Consider the following 18,843-nt stretch of genomic DNA (forward strand, 5'->3'; position numbering starts at 1 on the left):
GGGTTTTCCCGGAAAAACTCATGGTTGGGCCTTGGGCGCTGCAGCCTTGCCAGACTTGGGAGCGGCGTTTCGGTCGCCATTGACGCGCGCCAGATCGCCGATGAAATCGCTGATACCGGGGCGCTTTTCAGCGTTAAACGGGAAGGGGCGCACGACCTCCATCGCCGCTATGCCGATCCGCGCCGTCATGAGGCCGTTCACCACGCCTTCGCCAAGCTTGGCCGACAGCCGCGACGCCAGACCCTGCCCGACCAGTTGCTGAATCACGCTGTCGCCCATGGCAATGGTGCCAGTGACGGCCAGATGGGCGAGAACGCGCCGCGCGAGCTTGATAAAGCCAAGCGTACCGGGCCTGCCGCCATAAAGCTGCGACAGCCTGCGAATGAGCCGCGCCGATTCGAAAATCACATAGCCAATATCGACAAGCGCCCGCGGGCTGATCGCCGTCACAATCGATACGCGCTTCGACGCGTTGAGAATGAGCGCGCGCGCTTCACGGTCGAGCGGGCGCAGAATTTCCGTTTCCGCGAGTCGGATCAGATCGCGCCCATCGATGATGTCGTCGGTCAAACCGTCCAGAAGCTGACGTCCACGCGCCGTTTCCGGCAGGTTGGCCGCAATGGCGCGCAATTCATCGACCGCTTTGCGCGCAGCCGCCATGTCATCGCGCTCTGCGGCGTCCGCCGCGTCCCTGCGCAAATGCTGCACCGAGGCGAGGCGTCTCAGGGCCAGCAATTCACGGGTTATGATGGCGATGAAAGCGGCGAGGGCTATGAGCGCCACCGCCAGAGCGGTCCAGCCGAGCCAACCTGCACGGGCAAAAAGCGCCTGAATGAGATCTTCGGTCCAGATGCCAACGGCAAAAGAAACCAGAACACCCAGTGCGCCGGTCAATATCTTGCCGAGCGACCATCCGCCAAACCAGCCCTTGCGCTTCGGTGCTTCGAAGGCTGGATCAAGAACTTCGAGTTCGGCGGCTTCTTCGTCGCTGAGTTCGAAAATATCCGGCTCTACGACGATCTGCTCCAAATCTTTGACGGCACGGGGTCGGCGCGGCGTCTCGTCAGGCGCTTCCGGTACCGGTTGAACGCGTGGCTGGGGGGCAACCTTGAAGGAGGTCGGTTTGCGCGGTGTGTCATCGCTCATGCCAGACGATCTCCGATCAGGAACTGAAGGGCGCGGTCCAGCCTTATATGAGGAAGCGACAGCGTCACGCCCTCGGCGGTGCGTTCAAGGCGCGGGGGGCGGAACCGCACGAAGCGAATGGCAGGGTCGTCTGGTGTGGAAACCTCTTCAAAGATCGCGTTAGGATTCTTCGGCAAGTCGCCGGGAAATATAGCGGTTTCTGTTTCGCCATCGAAAATATCGCCGTCGATGCGCTCGCCCTTGAGCGGCGTCCCGACGATGACCGGAAGAACCTCTTTTCCCTGTGTGACGGTCGCTTCGCGGGTTGCGCGCACGGCTGCCATGGCCAGAACATCGATGTCTGCGCCCGAAAAATTGGCGCGCTCGATGGCGCGTTCCACAAGACGGCGGACAATCGCCTGCAAGCGATCATGGCTTTCATGATGCAGATGGTCGGCTTTGGTCGCGGCCACCAGAATTCGCCCGATACGGCGCTGGATGAGGCCGGTCAGCAGATTGGAGCGCCCGGGGCGGAAGCAGGACAGGATATCGGTCAGCGCACGTTCGAGGTCCGCCACCACGGCGCCACCAGCGTTCATGGCCTGCATCGTGTCGATCAGCACGATCTGGCGGTCCAGCCGCGCAATATGCTCGCGAAAGAACGGTTTCACGACATAGGTTTTATACGCTTCATAGCGCCGTTCCATCATGGCCGCGAGCGATCCGGCCTTTATGTGTTCCGGAGCGAGGTTGGGTAGTGGCGCAAAGGTCAGCGCGGGCGAGCCATCAAGATCGCCGGGCATCAGGAAGCGACCGGGCGGCAGGGTGGACAATGCGCGTTCGTCCGCTTTTCCGGCCCGCAGATAGGCGGTAAAACTTTTTGCCAGCCGCTGCGCCGTCAGTTCATCCGCCTTTTCGGCTGGATCGACCGAGGCGGCATCCGCTAGCCACGGCTGCGCCAGATCGATATGGGTCGGTTCGTTGGCCAAGGCGAAGGAATCTGCGCTGAATTCGGCATAGTTCTTGCCGAGCAGTGGCAGATCGAGCAGCCATTCGCCGGGATAATCGACAATATCGACCGAGAGTCGTCCAGGAGACAGCCATCGTCCCCATGCTGATGCGGTTTCATACTCAATGGTTAGACGAAGCTGCGAAATGGCACGAGTGGAATCCGGCCAGACGCGTTCGTCGATAAGCGCCGACAGATGTTCTTCATATTGAAAACGCGGAACAGCGTCATCGGGCTGCGGCTCCAGAAGCGCGCGGGAGATCCGCCCCGACTTATACGCTTCGAACATCGGCAGCCTGCCACCATGAACAAGATTGTGGACCAGTGCGGTGATGAAAACCGTTTTACCCGCGCGGGACAGGCCCGTCACCCCAAGGCGCAGCGACGGAGAAAGAAGCCCGGTCGCACGTTCCGTCAGTGTGTCCAGTGCGATTTTGGCTTCATCGCCGATGCTGGTAAGCTTTGCCAATGATGTCCTCGCAGGGTGAAGCCCGGTTCACGTATAAATAAGACAATGAACCCTTTTCGCAAGACGAAGGCGCGTCAGGATCCCGTTCAAGCTCACGGCTGCAGAAAACTTTCAAGAAATCCGTGTTCGCGGCTGAGATCGCTCAGCTTTTCGGAAAAAATGATTGTAGCGAGGGCGGCGGTGGGGAAACCGGCATGCAGACGGTCAAGGCTCTCCCGGTCGCCTTTGGCGCACACGGCAAGCGCCAGATCTTCCATGCTCGGATTATGCCCGACCAGCATCAGCGTCTCGACATCGCCATGCGCGCGAATGGAGCGCAGATATTCCGCTGCGCCGCCGCTATAGATTTCGTCGTCTATGATGGTTTCGACCTCGACGCCCAGCCTTGTCTGCAGGCCGAAGGCGGTTTCCCGCGTACGGCAGGAGCCGGAAAGCACCACGCGGTCAGGCAGAAGGCCTGTCGCGCGCATCGCCTCGGCGAGCCTGTCGAGCGCGTTGTGGCCTTCCACATCCAGCGGCCTGTCGTAATCTTTCATCCCGGGCTTTGCCCAGACGGCTTTGGCATGTCGTAGGAGAAGCAAGCGACTCATCTGTAACGTTCCGAACGTGGCTATACAGATGTTTTGCCATGATTTTCGCTAAAATGCGCGGTTGCTGCATCGTGTGGCGTAATTTTCCACCGTTGCCTGACGTTTTTCACAGCGGATTGGTGCTGATTTATTGGGCATAATAGAGCAACGGTAACGGAATTGCTGAGATCATGTTTCCCGTTGCAATCTATTTTTAATCCTCTGTGTCATCTTCCAGACATAATGGCCGGAGTATCTGTTGCGCGCGCCATTTGCACAAATTTTTTGCAAATACACACAAAATTGATGCACTAAAAAGTAGTGGGATACGTTTCTTTGATGTTGTGTCGACTGGACGATGGACTTATATAACCGCACGCGTCTCCTAGATGTGGGGTGATTCAGAATGAGTGAATTAATCGACCTTGACTATAGGCCCACTGAAGACGAACCGTTCATGAATGAACGGCAGAAGTCTTACTTCCGAGCGAAACTAATCGCCTGGAGGAATGATATTCTTCGCGAAGCGCGTGAAACGCTTGATGCGCTACAGCAGGAAAATGCAAACCATCCCGATCTGGCGGATAGGGCATCCTCCGAAACGGACCGGGCAATCGAGCTTAGGGCTCGCGACAGACAGCGGAAGCTGATTTCCAAGATTGATGCGGCTCTGAGCCGGATTGACGAAGGCACTTATGGTTTCTGCGAAGAAACCGGCGAGCCGATCAGCCTGAAGCGTCTGGATGCACGCCCAATTGCGACATTGTCCATTGAGGCGCAGGAACGTCATGAGCGTCGTGAAAAAGTTTATCGCGACGACTAAAACATAACGTTGGTTTGAGAAATTTCAAAGGCTGCGGGTGACCGCAGCCTTTTGTTTTTGCATGCCCGCCAAACTAAAAGCGCCAGCGGCATAACCGCTGGCGTTTTTAGAGCGGTTCCGCTTAAAACGGAATCGTAGAACTGCTCTATCTATTTGTCTTTACGCATTATCCTACGCATCGAAGCAGGATCAGAAATCAGTCCAGTGGACTGATTTCCCTGCGTAGTGGCTTCGCACTTTTGCTGGAAATGCTCTAGGCCGAAACGAGAACCGCCTGCTTACGGGCGGGTTTCGTTCTTCGTCAGTTCACCGAGAAGCTTTTCCATCTCATCTTCAATATCATCCGACGTCGTGTCGTCGGTTGCCGAGATGTCAAACGAGCTCAAAAGTTCGCTTTCGAAGAAATCAGTCGTCAAATCCGCTTCCGGTTCAGGCGTTTCTTCCTTCACCGGCGTCACTTCCGTTTCAAGATCGGCCATAATGGCGTCGTGTAACGCACCCCCCAGTCCTTCCAGATCGTCATCTTCCGTTGCCGCTGTGGGCTGGACCGGTGCGGCGACTGCTACTTCCGGCTCGACGCGCTTCGGTTCGGATACATTGCTGAAATCCGGTGTCACGGTGGACGAAACGGACGGGCTCGTCACGTCGAGCGAAGGCGTGGGCGTGTTTGTCACGGCGGCTACCGGTTCACGCTCCGGCACGATGCTGCCGAGATTTGCCGAGGCGACCGTTGCAGCAGCAGCGCCAGCTGTTGCGGCGGTGGTTCCCAGGTTTGACGTAGAGCTGACCACGCCGCGCGATACCTGGCTCAGCGGATAGGCAGGATGAGCACGGGCAGGCGGCTGCGACGGCTGTGCTGGCTGGGCTGGAAGCACCGTGCGCGGCTGCGGCGGATAATTGGGTGCAGGGCGCGGTTGCGGACGATTCTGTGGTGCGGCCTGTACGGGCGGCGCGACCGGAGGGCGAACAGGGGCCTGCGGGGCGGCGGGAGTAACCGTTGGTGTCACCGGCGGGCGCGGTGGTACGCGCGGCGCAGCAACTTGCGGGGCTTCGTGTCTGACCGGTTCTTCCTTCGGAGGTTCCGGTTTGCGGTAGACCGGCGTTTCAATGGCCGAACTCAGCTGGATCGCCTCATCCTTGGCCGGCGTCGGTTCTGGCGCGGATGTTTGTGACGACAAAGCTGGCCGCTCGTTCACGTCGCTTGTGATCGTCGCTTCATGCTGACGAAAACGCTCGATATGTTCCGGCTCGATACGCGAGTTCTGCACGCGGGCATGGGCGCGTGATTCCATAACGATGTTCTGTTCGACAACCACATCCGTCGGGCCGCCGATAAGCAGCAGATGCTCGACATCGTCGCGACGGATGAGAACTAGCTTGCGGCGGCTATCCACGGCTGCGGCATCCATGACGGAGAGGCGCGGCTGGCGTGTCCGACCGTTCGAGACGAAAGTACCACCGCTAAAACGGCGGATGATACTCAAAACAACGAAAATTCCGCCGAGAATGATCGCAAATATAAGCATAAAGCCGACAATATTAGCCGCGCTTTCTCCAACGATGCCGCTGAGCCATTCCTTCATGCGGATACCCTCTTAAATTCAATATTCGAAAAACCCGACGAGCGGAGATTGTGCATCCCCCGACATTCCGCATCATCGCGCAACTTGCACTTTCCAGGACAGTAGTTGAATTTGCAAGCGTTGGGAATGTTCCATCGAATTGCGAGAAATCTATGATCCCCAACCAAAACGGTGAAAAACAACCGCATTTACACCGTTTCCGTGTAGCAACGCTTGTGCTGCTCGCCGATTAACGCATTCTGCGAATCGGATATACCAGATGCATGGCGTTTCGCCCCGCTGCGCGATCGTTTATGGAGAACGCGCAAGAAGATGGGTGGCGACAGGATCGGGTTGCTTAATGAGTGAAAAGACGTCTTGGCTGATCGAAACAATGCACGGCACATTCACGGCCTGCGCAGAACAGTCATGCAGTATGGAAGGTCGGTGGGCTTGATGTCTCGACAGACGGACAACGCATATCCGAAACCGCTCGTTACACCGAAGCGCAATTCCAGCGGCGCGCTGCGTCTGCTGATCGTCGGCCTTTTGCTGACCGGGCTGGCGGTTGTCTACTTCCTGTTTCGCGACCGGATTGGTGATGGTTTCGCGCTTATCCTGATGGGCATTCTGTCGATGGTCGGCGTCTTCTATCTTCTGGGCGCGGCCACGGGACTCATTCAGTTCAGCCAGCGCAAAGGCGGGCAAGATCTGGCGCATTCCTTCATGGATTCGCAGCCGGAAGGTACTGTCATCTCCGATTCTCGCGGTCAGATCGTTTATGCCAATCAGGCTTATGCCAACATGACCGGCGTTGCTAATGCCGACGGCATCCGTTCGCTTGACAATGTGCTGACGGCGGAACCGGCAGCATCCGACGCGATTTACCGTCTGACGAATGCCGTGCGTGACGGTCTTTCCGGGCAGGAGGAAGTGCGACTGTCTGGCGGGCTGTCCCGTGAAGCCCATGGTTCGCTTGCACCGGTCTGGTATCGGATCAAAGCTCGTCCCATCGAAGCGGGGCAGGATTACAAAGGTCCGCTCGTCGCCTGGCAGATTGCCGACATTTCAGAAGAACGCGCCGAACAGGAACGCTTCTTTCAGGAATTGCAGGAAGCGATCAATCATCTCGATCATGCACCGGCAGGCTTCTTCTCTGCCGATCCGTCGGGCCGCATCATCTATCTCAACGCCACGTTGGCGGAGTGGCTGGGCGTCGATCTCACAGCCTTCACACCGGGCTCGCTAACGCTCAACGAAATCGTTGCGGGCAGTGGCATGGCGCTGATCAAGGCCGTCAAGGCCGAACCCGGCACCAGCCGCAACACGGTGATCGATCTCGATCTCATCAAGCGCAACGGTCAGAGTCTGGCCGTGCGCTTTTATCATCGTGTGCAGGCGGCGCGCGACGGGACGCGCGGCACCAGCCGCACCATCGTTCTGGATCGTGCGGAGGGGGATGATTCCTCGGCTGCACTGCGTTCGGCAGAAGTGCGGTTCACGCGCTTCTTCAATTCCGCGCCGATGGCCATTGCCGCCGTCGATGCGCAGGGGCACACGCTGCGCACCAATGCGCGTTTCCTCGATATCTTCTCGTCCGTTGTGGATCGCGATTCCGTCGATCGCCGCGTGAAGCTTGAAAATGTCGTGCATGAGCGTGACCGCGAAGTCTTCACCAAGGCGCTTGCTGCGGCATTTGCCGGACAGGCGAGTATCTCGCCCGTCGATACGGTGCTTCCGGGCAATGAAGAACGGCATATCCGTTTCTATATGAGCCCGGTCAGCGATATGGGTGGGGAATCGTCGGAAGAAGCCGCGATCATTTCCGCCGTTGAAACGACGGAACAGAAAGCGCTCGAAAACCAAATGGCGCAGAGCCAAAAGATGCAGGCTGTGGGCCAGCTTGCCGGTGGTATCGCGCATGATTTCAACAACGTTTTGACGGCAATCATCATGTCGTCGGACCTGCTTCTGACCAATCATCGCGCGTCCGATCCGTCTTTCCCGGACATTATGAACATCAAGCAGAACGCAAACCGTGCCGCTTCGCTCGTGCGCCAGCTTCTCGCGTTCTCGCGCCGCCAGACGCTGCGTCCGGAAGTGCTGGACCTGACCGATGTTCTGGCCGATCTGCGCATGTTGCTGGCGCGCCTTGTCGGCAAGGATATCGAACTGAAGATTGATCATGGCCGCGACCTGTGGCCAGTCAAAGCCGATCTGGGCCAGTTCGAGCAGGTTGCGGTCAATCTCGCCGTCAATGCCCGCGATGCTATGCCTGAAGGCGGTGCAATCACGCTGCGGACCCGCAACGTGCCCGTCCATGAAGCGGCAAAGCTCAACTATCGCGATCTTCCTGAAGCCGATTATGTCGTCTTCGAGGTGGAAGATACCGGCACGGGCATTCCAGCCGATGTGCTTGAAAAGATTTTCGAGCCGTTCTTCACCACCAAGGAAGTCGGCAAGGGCACCGGTCTTGGCCTTTCGATGGTCTACGGCATTATCAAGCAGACCGGCGGCTTCATCTATTGCGATTCCGAAGTCGGCAAGGGAACGACCTTCAAGATCTTCCTGCCGCGCCTTATCGTGGAAAAGAGCGCCGAAGACGCGCCCGTCGCGGTCAAGGAAAAGAAGGTCGAAAAGGCAACGGACCTGTCCGGTTCCGCGACCGTCCTGCTCGTGGAAGACGAGGATGCCGTGCGTATGGGCGGCGTGCGCGCGCTCCAGTCGCGCGGTTATACGGTGCATGAAGCGGCTTCCGGCGTGGAAGCGCTGGAAATCATGGAAGAGCTGGGCGGCGAGGTGGATATCGTCGTATCCGACGTGGTCATGCCTGAAATGGACGGCCCGACGCTGTTGCGTGAGCTGCGCAAGACCTATCCGGACATCAAATTCGTGTTTGTTTCCGGTTATGCGGAAGATGCTTTTGCGCGTAACTTGCCAGCGGATGCAAAGTTCGGATTCCTGCCAAAACCGTTTTCGCTCAAGCAGTTGGCGACTACCGTTAAGGAAATGCTGGAGAAGCAGGACTGATGGATTTTACGTCCACGTTTCAGCAAAGCACTCATGCGTAGCGGTCGCATTGCGGTTTTCGGCGGCGGTCCGTCCGGACTGATTGCAGCCGAAAAACTATCTGCCCTCGGATACGCCGTGACCGTCTATGAGCAGATGCCGACGGTTGGAAGGAAATTTCTGCTGGCGGGAAAATCCGGCCTCAACATCACCCATGCGGAAGATTTCGCGGTTTTCGCAAGCCGTTTCGGCGCGGCCAATGCCCGGCTTCTGCCAATGCTGCAAAAGTTTGGACCTCAACAACTACGCGACTGGGCTGACGGGCTTGGCGCTGAAACCTTTGTGGGTTCCTCGGATCGGGTGTTTCCCAAGGCGATGAAAGCGTCGCCGCTTCTGCGCGCATGGGGACGCCGTCTGGAAGCGCAAGGCGTACGGGTGCTGACGCGCCATCGCTGGGTGGGCTTTGATGGCAATAGGCCTGTTGTGGAAACGGCCAAAGGCCGCGAAACCGTCGAATGCGATGCTGCGCTATTTGCTTTTGGCGGCGGAAGCTGGCCGAAACTCGGTTCAAATGGCGCCTGGGTGCCGCATTTTGCCGAGAAGGGCATTACGATTGCGCCGTTGCGTTCCGCAAATTGCGGATTCGATGTTGCCTGGAGTGAGCATCTGGTGAGCCGTTTTGCAGGCGAACCGGTCAAATCCGTCACCATCACAAGCGTTGCGGGGACCACACAGGGCGAGTTCGTCGTCACGAAAACGGGTGTGGAAGGAGGCCTTGTTTACGCGCACGCAGCCGCCTTGCGGGACGCGCTGGAAGCAGACGGGCGGGCCGATCTGGTGCTCGATCTTGCGCCAGGGCGTAGCGTTGAGCGGCTCAAAGCCGATCTGGAACGACAGGACAGCAAGCTCAGCTTTGGCAATCTTTTGCGGAAGGGCGCTGGCTTGACCGGCGTGAAGGCAGCGCTTGTTGCTGAATATCTGCGCGATAAAAATCCTGACAAGCTGGCGCATGCCATCAAGGCGCTTCGCGTCCCTTTGCTGCGTACCCGTCCGATAGATGAGGTCATCTCTTCGGCTGGCGGTATCGTGTGGGATGAGATCGACCAGAATCAGATGTTGCAGAAAATGCCCGGCCTCTTTGTTGCCGGTGAGATGGTCGATTGGGAAGCACCCACCGGCGGCTATCTTTTAACGGCCTGTTTCGCAATGGGCGTTGCCGCAGCCGAAGGTATCGACGGCTGGCTACAGGTATCCTGAGCGAACTGAAAGCTATCTGGAAAATGGCGCACCCGACAGGATTCGAACCTGTGACCTCTGCCTTCGGAGGGCAGCACTCTATCCAGCTGAGCTACGGGTGCAAACTGGACGGCTAAAAGCCTGTTCTGCCGCGTTTCTAGCTGAACCGCGCAATCGCATCAATGACTTATTTTCATAAACCAAGTTAAATCTGACGCGCGGTGCATGAATCGCCAGTTGGTTCTGTTGCCTATGGATGAATAGGCATCAGGTCATAAAACTCCCGGCCAAACGGTCAGCCGGGAGCTTGAATTTCGAAAGCTTTATGCGTGAGTTTTGGCGAGTTCGCTTCCGCCATTCCTTGCCCGCAGTCCGATCAGAACGACGATGGCAAGCGCACACAAAAGAGCCAGAACGTAGAACCCAGCATCGTGATTGCCGACGGCGACATCGGCCCAGTTCTTGATCTGCGGCGCGAAGAATGCGCCTAGATTGCCGATGGACACGATAAAGGCGATACCGCTTGCCGCACCCACGCCACCGAGATAGCGCGTCGGGAGGCTCCAGAAAACCGGCTGCGATGCGGTCAGTCCGGGCACGGCGATGCAGGCCGCAATCAGCATAATCCAGGCATTTCCGGTCAGACCGATCATCCCCAGGGCGATGGTGCCTGCGGTGACCATCAGAGCGCAGATGAGCCGGTGTTTGCCGGTATTATCCGCAAGCACGGTGAAATAGCGGGTTGCTATCACCGAACACAGCCACGGCAGGCTCAACAGCGTGCCGATCAAGAGGTTCATTTCTCCACCCGATGCCGCGTCCGCGAATCGCGAGGGGAAATAGAACGTGAGCGGTGCTGTACCAATCTGCAGGAAGAAGTAGATCGCGATAAAGGCCCAGACTCTGGCGTCTTTCAGAACAGAAAGTGCCGAATGCTTGTGCGTATTCTCCTTGGCGGCTTCTTCCGCCTTCACAACGGTCGTCAGCGCATCTCGTTCTTCCGGCGTGAGCCAGCTCGCCTTTTCGGGCCGGTCGGTCAGGTAAAAGAGCGCAATGATGCCCATGAGTGAGGCGCCAAGACCTTCGACAAGGAACATCCATTGCCAGTTGGTGAGCCCGAATATGCCGTGATGCGTGAGAAGCCAGCCGGACAGGGGGCTGCCCAACACCAGCGCCAGAGGGACGCCGAGATAGAACAGGCCCGTCGCCTTCGCGCGTTCCTTCGCTGGGAACCAATAGGTCAGATACAGCAGAACGCCGGGATAGAAACCAGCCTCGCAAACGCCCAGCAAAAAACGCAGCGTGTAGAACACCGTTTCCGTATGGGCGAACATCATCGCCGCCGATACAAGCCCCCAGCTGATCATGATGCGGCTAAGCCAGAGCCGCGCGCCCACTTTGTGCAGGATGATGTTGCTCGGCACTTCAAACAGCGCGTAACCGATGAAGAATATGCCCGCTCCAAAAGCATAGGCTGCATCGCTTAGGCCCGTATCGAGCTGAAATTCCTTCTTGGCGAAGCCGATATTCGCGCGATCAAGAAAGGCCATGATCAGCATCAGCGCCAGAAATGGCAGCAGTCGCCGTGTGGCCTTCCGAACAGCGCTATCAATATGTGTAGCACTCATTCCGGTGTGTCTCCTCCTCATCACCTCAAGAATGCGCGCACGCTAATGTAAACTCGTATATGGATAAAGACTGCAAATATAAATAAAAAGAGACATGGATGAGGTTTCAGGGCCGAAAAGCTATCCAAAGAGCCAGGAAAAGCGGAATAAACTAGAAAAAATTTTATATACAAATAGAATGTAATTCTAATGAATTTCTGAGGCTGTAAACAAATACAACAATTCGTAATATGGCGTGTTTTCTCATTGATTGTACCATATGCGCTGCGGAACACGCGGTTTTATCCGCGATATGGGCTGCGTTCGACCTGCAATCTGCAGCTTCAAGGCGTCTGAAATTCAATTTTCTCGTCCCGAAAGCCGGTCGCGTCGTTTTTATAAAGATTTGGACGCGTGGATAAGTTTCAGGATTCTACGCTAACGACAGCGCCAACCCGTGCGGTTATCGTCAATCATCTAATAAAGGGCATCCGAAAACACTGTTCAAAGTGGCCGCTGCTATGCGGTCGCTGGGGGAGGTCCTTTGCATTTGAAGAATTGACATAAACCGGATGAGTATCGCGGGAGGTTTTTGTGAGCATCATCTTCAAATCGTCGAGTATATTCGCAGAGCGCATGTCTACGCGCCGCATTCTTGTTGCTGGCGGTGCAGGATTCCTAGGTTCGCATCTTTGCGAGCGACTTCTGCGCGAAGGCAATTTCGTTATCTGCGTCGATAATTTTTCCACGGGGCGCATCGAAAATCTGCGCAATCTGTTGCGCTATGACACGTTCAGCTTCGTTCGCCATGACATTGTGCACCCGCTCGATCTGCCGGTTGATGAAATCTACAATCTGGCATGCCCGGCTTCGCCACCGCATTACCAGGCTGATCCGGTTCACACGATGAAGACGAGCGTTATCGGCTCGCTCAATCTGCTGGAACTGGCCGCTCATTATCAGGCCCGGATTTTCCAGGCTTCGACATCGGAAGTCTATGGCGATCCGCAGGTGCACCCGCAGCCGGAAACCTATTGGGGCAACGTCAATTCGTTCGGTCCACGGTCCTGCTATGACGAGGGCAAGCGTTCGGCTGAAACGCTGTTCTATGATTTCCATAAGCAATATGGCGTTGATATCCGCATCGTGCGCATCTTCAACACCTATGGTCCGCGCATGCGCCCGGACGATGGCCGCGTCGTTTCCAATTTCATCGTACAGGCTCTGAAGGGTGATGACATCACCATCTATGGCGATGGCTCGCAGACGCGTTCCTTCTGCTATGTCGATGATCTCATCGAAGGCTTCTGCCGCCTGATGGGCAGTCAGCCTGCCATCCACACGCCGGTCAATCTCGGCAATCCCGGCGAATTCACGGTGCGAGAACTGGCGGAACAGATCATCGCTCTGACCGGTTCGTCATCGCGGATTGTGCAGCGTCCGCTGCCAACCGACGACCCGCGCCAGCGTCGGCCCGATATCACCGTTGCCAAGCGCGAGCTTGGCTGGGAACCGGCGATCGCCCTCACCGAAGGGTTGAAATCAACGATAGCTTATTTCGAGCGCCAACTGGTCCGACCTTCGGGAGAGCTTGTTGAGGTGGCATGATGACCAGGCAAAACGTACTCGTTGCCGGCGGTGCTGGCTTTATCGGTAGCCATACGGCCAAGCTTTTGGCCGGGCAGGGATTTTCCCCGGTCGTCTACGACAATCTGTCGACGGGTCACAAGGCTTCGGTACGTTGGGGCGAATTCGTCGAAGGCGATATTCTCTCGCAGGAAAAGCTCATCGCGGCGATCGAGACTTTTGATCCCGTTGCGGTCATCCATTTTGCGGCTTCGGCCTATGTCGGTGAATCCGTCACGGACCCGGCCAAATATTACCGGAACAATGTCTGCGGCACGCAATCGCTTCTGGAAGCGTGCCGTTTGACGGGCAGACGTCCGGTTATCTTCTCGTCCAGCTGTGCGACCTATGGCATCCCAGATCGCCTGCCGATCCGGGAAGGCGAGGTGCAGTGTCCGATCAATCCTTATGGGCGGACCAAGTTGATCGCCGAACATATGCTTGCCGATTATTCGACAGCCTATGGGATGCGTTATGCGGCGCTGCGTTATTTCAATGCGTGCGGCGCGGATATCGATGGAGAACTGGGCGAAAAGCACGATCCCGAAACGCATCTTATCCCGCGCGCCATGCTGGCGGCGGCTGGTAGCGCTGATGTGCTTGAAGTTTTCGGCGATGATTACGATACGCCGGACGGCACCTGTATTCGCGACTATATCCACGTTGTCGATCTGGCGCGGGCCCATGTGCTGGCCCTCGAACATCTGGTGAATGGCGGCGGCAATCTCGTTCTCAATCTCGGCACCGGACGCGGCACATCGATCAAGGAAATCGTCGATGCCATCGGGCGGGTGACGGGACGTGAGGTGCCGGTAGAAATGCGCGCGCGCCGGGCAGGCGATCCGCCAGCGCTTTACGCCGATCCGACAGAAGCCGCCGCAAAGCTCGGCTTCACGACGCTTCATTCCGATCTCGATACGATCATTCGTACCGCTGCTCCGTTCTTCGGTCTGGAGGCGCGATCATGAAAACGCCTCGAATTCCTCCGCTCACGGACAATCAGGAACCCTTGCTGACACCCATTTTCACAGGCCGCAAGCGGGTGGAATATATTATCGGCATCGTTCTCTGGGCTATGGCCATTGCTTATTTCTGGCAATGGTGGCTGATCAGCGCCGAACATATCCATCCGGTCGGTTCTGTTCTGGTTACGGCGCTTTTGGCCTGGATAACCATCCTGCCGCTCTATTTCATCCTGATTTTCTTCCACGCGGCGCGCCCGACCGGCCCGTTACGGCTGCCGGAAGGAAGCCGGGTGGCCATGGTGGTCACCAAGGCACCGTCCGAACCGTTTGAAGTCGTGTCGGAAACATTGCTGGCCATGCTGGCTCAGAATGTCCCGCATGACACCTGGCTTGCCGATGAAGATCCGTCACCATCAACGCTGGCATGGTGCCGTGAGCATGGTGTGTTCGTATCAACGCGCAAGGGACGCGCCGATTATCACCGGCAGACATGGCCGCGCCGCACGCGCTGCAAGGAAGGTAATCTGGCGTTCTTCTACGATCATTACGGCTATGAACGCTATGACTTCGTATCGCAGCTCGATGCGGACCATGTGCCAGAGCCGGATTATCTCTACAACATTCTGCGTCCATTCGCAGACCCGGCAATCGGCTATGTTTCAGCGCCAAGCATTTGCGATCGCAATGCCCATGAAAGCTGGTCGGCACGCGGACGTCTCTATGTCGAGGCGAGCATGCATGGCTCGTTGCAGGCGGGGTACAATGGCGGCTTTGCGCCTGTGTGCATCGGTTCGCATTATGCAGTTCGTACAGCGGCTTTGATGGAAATCGGCGGCCTTGGTCCCGAACTTGCAGAAGATCATTCGACAACCCTGTTCATGAATGCGCATGGCTGGCGCGGCGTTCACGCACTGGATGCCATTGCCCATGGCGATGGTCCGCGAACCTTCGGCGATCTGGTAACGCAGGAGTTTCAGTGGTCGCGTAGTCTGGTCATGATCCTTTTGCAGTACACGCCGAAGTTGATCGGTCGACTGCCGCTGCGTCTGAAGTTCCAGTTTCTGTTTTCACAGGTCTGGTATCCGCTCTATGCCTTCTTCCTGGCTATGACCTTTCTGTTGCCGATCATTATCCTTGCCTATGGCGATAATTTTGTAAGCGTCACATATCCGGATTTTCTGCTTCACTTCATGCCGCAGTCGCTGATGATTTTGTTCCTTGCGTTCTGGTGGCGGTCGAGCAAGACGTTCCGCCCGGTCGACGGCAAGATTTTCAGCTGGGAAGCGATGCTGTTTCTGTTGGCGCGTTGGCCATGGGTATTGGCTGGAACCTTCGCAGCATTTCGGGACTGGGCAACGGGTTCATTCGTCGACTTCCGCGTTACGCCGAAGGGCTCATCAGAAGTCGATCCGGTGCCGTTCCGAGTGCTTGCACCCTATGCCTCCATCTCCATGCTGTCGCTTGTTCCGGTTCTGTTGGTCGATGACGCTGATCAAACACGCGGCTTCTACGTCTTCGCCATCATCAATGCGTGCTTCTACCTGTTTTTGATCGGCATGATCATTGTGCAGCACGCACATGAAAACAAGGTGCGGATGCAAAGCCGGTTCTATCAGCCGGTCCTCGCAAGCAGCTTCATGGCGCTTGTCATGGTCACAGGTTTCACGACCGCTGAACGGGGCCGCGACGGCATTGAAGCGCTCACCTGGGGCACATTGAGCTTTTCAGTATTCGACGACCAATTCTCGGTAGCCGGAGCAGGCGTCGGCGGACGCGACACGCACAAGACAATATTCAACCCACGTTGGCGCGAGAACCCATTGGGCGGCACGCGCAACGAAAACAACTAGCGGAGAGGCGGGACTTGTTATGAAGATCGCTGTTATTGGAACGGGATATGTCGGTTTGGTCAGCGGCACCTGCTTCGCTGCCTGGGGACATGAGGTTGTCTGCGTGGACAAGGACGCGCAGAAAATCTCCGGACTGGAACGTGGCATCGTGCCCATTTACGAGCCGGGGCTGGACGAACTGGTCGAACGCAACTTCGCCTTCGGTCGTCTCAGCTTCACCTGCAATCTGGCCGAAGCCGTCAAAGGCGCTGAGCTTGTGCTTATCGCCGTCGGTACGCCCGCGCGGGCTGGCCATGGCGATGCGGACCTGTCTTTCGTCTATATGGCGGCACGCGAACTGGCACCGCTCATCGATGACAATACGGTTGTCGTGGTGAAATCCACTGTTCCGGTCGGGACCGGCGATGTGGTGCAGAAGATCATCGGCTCGGTGCGCAAGCCCGGAACATTCTCTGTTGCATCCAATCCGGAATTTCTGCGCGAAGGCGTTGCCATCCGCGACTTTCTGGAACCCGACCGCGTGGTTATCGGCGTCGAGGACGAGCGTGCGCGCAAGCTTCTGGTCGCGCTTTATAGCGCTGCACTCGAAGCAAACCAGACGCCCATCGTGGTGACGCAGCGCCGCACGTCCGAACTGATCAAATATGCGGCCAACGCGTTTCTTGCCACCAAGATCACCTTCATCAACGAACTCGCCGATCTCTGCGAGGAAGTGGGCAGCGATGTCTCCGATCTCGCTTTGGGCATGGGGCTGGACAAGCGGATCGGCACCAGCTTTCTGAATGCGGGTCCGGGCTATGGCGGCTCCTGTTTTCCAAAGGATACGATTGCGCTTCTGCGCACGGCGCAGGACCACGGCGTAGCGCTGCGTCTGGTCGAGGAAACCGTGACAGCCAATGAAGCGCGCAAGCGCCGCATGGCGCTGAAGGTCATGGATGCGCTCGGCGGCGATATCGAGGGCCGCACCATTGCCGTGCTTGGCCTGACCTTCAAACCCGATACGGATGATATGCGCGATGCGCCGTCCATTCCGCTGATTGAAACCTTGCAGCGTTTCGGCGCACGCATTCGTGCCCATGATCCGGTCGGCATCGAAAATGCACGCCGCATCCTCAGCGATATGGAGTTTTGCGAGAACGCCTATGACTGTGTGGCCGATGCCGATGCCGCCGTTGTCGTGACCGAATGGGACAGCATTCGCAAGCTTGATCTCGTTCGCATGAAGCGGCTAATGCGCCAGCCGGTTCTCATAGATCTCAGAAATGTCTTTTCCCGGGCGATGGCCGAAAGGCTTGGCTTTCGTATTTCGACCATCGGTCGCCCCGTTCATCTGCGGCAGGAAATAAAACCAATAAACTTGCTGCCGCAGGCGCGCGTCCGCCCACCACAAGAACCCCCGGCGGGCGCGCGCAATCTCAAAATCGTGGGAGGATCAAATGAAACTATCGATGTTTGATACCGGCCGCTATTTCAGCCGCCGGAGCAGGCTGTCCCTTACAACTCTTGCCCTGATGGCTGGCCTGACCGGTCTCGCAGCAGGTGCTGCCGAAGCTGCGACCATGCCCGGTGATAATATCCCCGCCGGGACGCGCGTGATGACGCCGTTTGAAATCTACGTGCTTTACCGTGACAAAAACTGGCAATGGGCCGATGGCTCCGGCCAGATGGTGAGTGCGGATCGTCGTTTTACGGCGCGTGTCGATGGCGAAAAGGGCAAAGCCTGGGCGGAAGGTCGCTGGATGATCACCAAGACCGGGCGCATGTGCTTCAAGGCTGACTGGCACACCGAAAAAGGCAAGTTTCCGGCGAAGACGTGCTTTTCGCACCGTATCGGCGATGGAGCAGTCTATCAAAAGCGCGAGCCCAACGGCGTCTGGTACGTCTTCCGTCACGCTGACGGTCGTGTGGAAGACGAGGCGCGCAAACTCATATCCATCAGTCTTGCATCGGAAAAAAAGAATGGCGAGCTGACAGCGGCGGAAGCCGCCCAGCAATCGCCAAAACAATAGAAGGGAGGGGGCCATGAAAACCCCTTACAAGATAGCTTCGATATTGCTCTGCGGAGCATTCGTTACCAGCGCTGTCTATGCCGCAAGCGGGGTTTCCGGTGCGACGGTCGATACGCGCAATCTGTTCCACGACAAGCGCCCGGTGATAACACCGAAGTCGATCACGCCCGGCGCTTACGACCCGCACGGGGATTATACCAATGATCCCAATTCGAAGATCGAACATCTGTTCTTGCCATGGGAAGATGTGGATCTGACAAGCCTCAGCGCAGCTGATGCCTATGCGCGGGAGCGCGGTCGTGATCTGCTGATCACCATCGAGCCGTGGTCATGGGCGCGCGACTGGCGTGTTGCGCCGGATGCGCTCCTGAGCGGGATCGTCAATGGTCGCTACGACTCCAACATGGGTGCCGTCTGTTCGGCGGCGTCAAAACTGAAAAGTCCGGTGACTATTCGCTGGGCGCAGGAAATGGACGACAAGACCGGCCAGTTCACATGGTCCTATTGGTCGCCGCAGGGTTATATCGCTGCTTACCAGCATGCCGTGAAGGTCTGCCGGAAAACTCTGCCGAACGCCAAATATATGTGGTCGCCGAAGGGAGACGAGGGACTTCAGGCCTATTATCCGGGCGACGCCTTCGTGGATGTGATCGGCCTGTCGGTGTTCGGCTACGAGCCTTATGACAAGCTGGAGGTCGGGCGCCCCACGAGTTTCGTCGAACGCGCAAAGCCCGGTTACGACCGCGTGGTGGCCTTCAACAAGCCGATCGTTATTGCGGAACTCGGTTATGAAGGGAGCGACGACTATGTGCGGGCATGGGCTGCGGAGGCAAACAAGCCTCAGCCCGAATTCCCGGAACTGACAGCCGTTGTCTATTTCAATGACCGCGAAGTCTATCCGTGGCCAAGGGGTGTCGGGCGGCCTGACTGGCGCGTCGCGAACCATCCGTTGGATTAACCGAAACTCGAAAGATTGGACAGGAA

At 57.3% G+C, this 18,843-nt stretch carries 14 protein-coding genes and 1 tRNA gene; 9 read left to right on the top strand and 6 right to left on the bottom strand.

Annotated features, from left to right (window positions below; translation table 11 throughout):
- Nucleotides 1-18: 18 nt before the first annotated feature.
- The 3 genes from D8666_RS02060 to D8666_RS02070 all read right to left on the bottom strand — a co-directional run bounded on the left by D8666_RS02060 (nt 19) and on the right by D8666_RS02070 (nt 3,193).
- Nucleotides 19-1,146 carry a YcjF family protein gene (locus D8666_RS02060; protein ID WP_121536123.1) on the bottom strand — a complete coding sequence of 376 codons (1,128 nt, stop codon included), beginning with the start codon at nt 1,144-1,146 and terminating at the stop codon, nt 19-21.
- Nucleotides 1,143-2,603: a YcjX family GTP-binding protein gene (locus D8666_RS02065; RefSeq protein WP_121536125.1), complete on the bottom strand. Its 1,461-nt coding sequence runs from the start codon at nt 2,601-2,603 to the stop codon at nt 1,143-1,145. The genes D8666_RS02060 and D8666_RS02065 overlap by 4 nt, the downstream gene beginning before the upstream one ends.
- 92 nt (nt 2,604-2,695) lie before the next feature.
- Nucleotides 2,696-3,193 (bottom strand): SixA phosphatase family protein, encoded by a 498-nt coding sequence (locus tag D8666_RS02070; RefSeq protein ID WP_121536127.1) that lies wholly within the window; start codon nt 3,191-3,193, stop codon nt 2,696-2,698.
- Between the two features lie 385 nt (nt 3,194-3,578).
- Here D8666_RS02070 and dksA point away from each other — a divergent pair, with 385 nt between their 5' ends.
- Nucleotides 3,579-3,995 (top strand): RNA polymerase-binding protein DksA, encoded by a 417-nt coding sequence (dksA, locus tag D8666_RS02075; RefSeq protein WP_109368939.1) that lies wholly within the window; start codon nt 3,579-3,581, stop codon nt 3,993-3,995.
- 278 nt (nt 3,996-4,273) lie between these two features.
- Here dksA and D8666_RS02080 read toward each other — a convergent pair whose 3' ends face one another.
- Nucleotides 4,274-5,578 (bottom strand): flagellar biosynthetic protein FliO, encoded by a 1,305-nt coding sequence (locus D8666_RS02080; protein WP_121536129.1) that lies wholly within the window; start codon nt 5,576-5,578, stop codon nt 4,274-4,276.
- 435 nt (nt 5,579-6,013) lie between these two features.
- On the opposite strand from D8666_RS02080, the gene cckA reads away from it, so the two are divergent.
- A complete protein-coding gene (gene cckA, locus D8666_RS02085; RefSeq protein ID WP_109368941.1) occupies nt 6,014-8,587 on the top strand; it encodes a cell cycle histidine kinase CckA in 2,574 nt (857 codons plus the stop codon).
- Between the two features lie 33 nt (nt 8,588-8,620).
- Entirely contained in the window at nt 8,621-9,823 is a 1,203-nt protein-coding gene (locus D8666_RS02090; RefSeq protein ID WP_121536131.1) for a TIGR03862 family flavoprotein, read from the top strand.
- A gap of 24 nt (nt 9,824-9,847) precedes the next feature.
- Here the strand turns inward: D8666_RS02090 and D8666_RS02095 are convergent.
- A tRNA-Arg gene (locus D8666_RS02095) sits at nt 9,848-9,924 on the bottom strand.
- 201 nt (nt 9,925-10,125) lie between these two features.
- Nucleotides 10,126-11,430, bottom strand: coding sequence for an MFS transporter (locus D8666_RS02100; RefSeq protein WP_121536133.1), 1,305 nt, complete (start codon nt 11,428-11,430; stop codon nt 10,126-10,128).
- A gap of 573 nt (nt 11,431-12,003) precedes the next feature.
- Between D8666_RS02100 and D8666_RS02105 the strand changes: the two genes are divergently transcribed.
- Genes D8666_RS02105 through D8666_RS02130 form a run of 6 tightly spaced genes read left to right on the top strand, consistent with a single transcriptional unit; the run spans nt 12,004 to nt 18,817 of the window.
- Nucleotides 12,004-13,017 (top strand): UDP-glucuronic acid decarboxylase family protein, encoded by a 1,014-nt coding sequence (locus D8666_RS02105; protein ID WP_371830781.1) that lies wholly within the window; start codon nt 12,004-12,006, stop codon nt 13,015-13,017.
- Nucleotides 13,017-14,003: a UDP-glucose 4-epimerase GalE gene (galE, locus tag D8666_RS02110; protein ID WP_121536306.1), complete on the top strand. Its 987-nt coding sequence runs from the start codon at nt 13,017-13,019 to the stop codon at nt 14,001-14,003. The genes D8666_RS02105 and galE overlap by 1 nt, the downstream gene beginning before the upstream one ends.
- Nucleotides 14,000-15,850 carry a glycosyltransferase family 2 protein gene (locus D8666_RS02115; protein WP_121536135.1) on the top strand — a complete coding sequence of 617 codons (1,851 nt, stop codon included), beginning with the start codon at nt 14,000-14,002 and terminating at the stop codon, nt 15,848-15,850. Before galE ends, D8666_RS02115 begins: the two co-directional genes overlap by 4 nt.
- Nucleotides 15,851-15,869: 19 nt before the next feature.
- On the top strand, nt 15,870-17,306 hold the full coding sequence (locus D8666_RS02120; RefSeq protein ID WP_121536137.1) for a UDP-glucose dehydrogenase family protein: 1,437 nt from the start codon (nt 15,870-15,872) through the stop codon (nt 17,304-17,306).
- A complete protein-coding gene (locus tag D8666_RS02125; RefSeq protein ID WP_235858870.1) occupies nt 17,287-17,859 on the top strand; it encodes a DUF995 domain-containing protein in 573 nt (190 codons plus the stop codon). The genes D8666_RS02120 and D8666_RS02125 overlap by 20 nt, the downstream gene beginning before the upstream one ends.
- Before the next feature lie 13 nt (nt 17,860-17,872).
- The gene (locus D8666_RS02130; RefSeq protein WP_109368946.1) at nt 17,873-18,817 is read left to right on the top strand and encodes a glycoside hydrolase family 26 protein; all 945 of its coding nucleotides are present in this window, start codon (nt 17,873-17,875) and stop codon (nt 18,815-18,817) included.
- Nucleotides 18,818-18,843 lie beyond the last annotated feature (26 nt).

This window comes from Ochrobactrum soli (genome assembly GCF_003664555.1).
Lineage (GTDB): Bacteria > Pseudomonadota > Alphaproteobacteria > Rhizobiales > Rhizobiaceae > Brucella > Brucella teleogrylli.

Excerpts from the sequence above, each read along its gene's own strand:
- galE (WP_121536306.1), top strand. The coding sequence starts at position 13,017 with ATGACCAGGCAAAACGTACTCGTTGCCGGCGGTGCTGGCTTTATCGGT.
- D8666_RS02090 (WP_121536131.1), top strand. The coding sequence starts at position 8,621 with ATGCGTAGCGGTCGCATTGCGGTTTTCGGCGGCGGTCCGTCCGGACTG.
- cckA (WP_109368941.1), top strand. The coding sequence starts at position 6,014 with ATGTCTCGACAGACGGACAACGCATATCCGAAACCGCTCGTTACACCG.
- D8666_RS02130 (WP_109368946.1), top strand. The coding sequence starts at position 17,873 with ATGAAAACCCCTTACAAGATAGCTTCGATATTGCTCTGCGGAGCATTC.
- D8666_RS02080 (WP_121536129.1), bottom strand. The coding sequence starts at position 5,578 with ATGAAGGAATGGCTCAGCGGCATCGTTGGAGAAAGCGCGGCTAATATT.
- D8666_RS02125 (WP_235858870.1), top strand. The coding sequence starts at position 17,287 with ATGAAACTATCGATGTTTGATACCGGCCGCTATTTCAGCCGCCGGAGC.
- D8666_RS02100 (WP_121536133.1), bottom strand. The coding sequence starts at position 11,430 with ATGAGTGCTACACATATTGATAGCGCTGTTCGGAAGGCCACACGGCGA.
- D8666_RS02070 (WP_121536127.1), bottom strand. The coding sequence starts at position 3,193 with ATGAGTCGCTTGCTTCTCCTACGACATGCCAAAGCCGTCTGGGCAAAG.
- D8666_RS02120 (WP_121536137.1), top strand. The coding sequence starts at position 15,870 with ATGAAGATCGCTGTTATTGGAACGGGATATGTCGGTTTGGTCAGCGGC.
- dksA (WP_109368939.1), top strand. The coding sequence starts at position 3,579 with ATGAGTGAATTAATCGACCTTGACTATAGGCCCACTGAAGACGAACCG.
- D8666_RS02115 (WP_121536135.1), top strand. The coding sequence starts at position 14,000 with ATGAAAACGCCTCGAATTCCTCCGCTCACGGACAATCAGGAACCCTTG.
- D8666_RS02060 (WP_121536123.1), bottom strand. The coding sequence starts at position 1,146 with ATGAGCGATGACACACCGCGCAAACCGACCTCCTTCAAGGTTGCCCCC.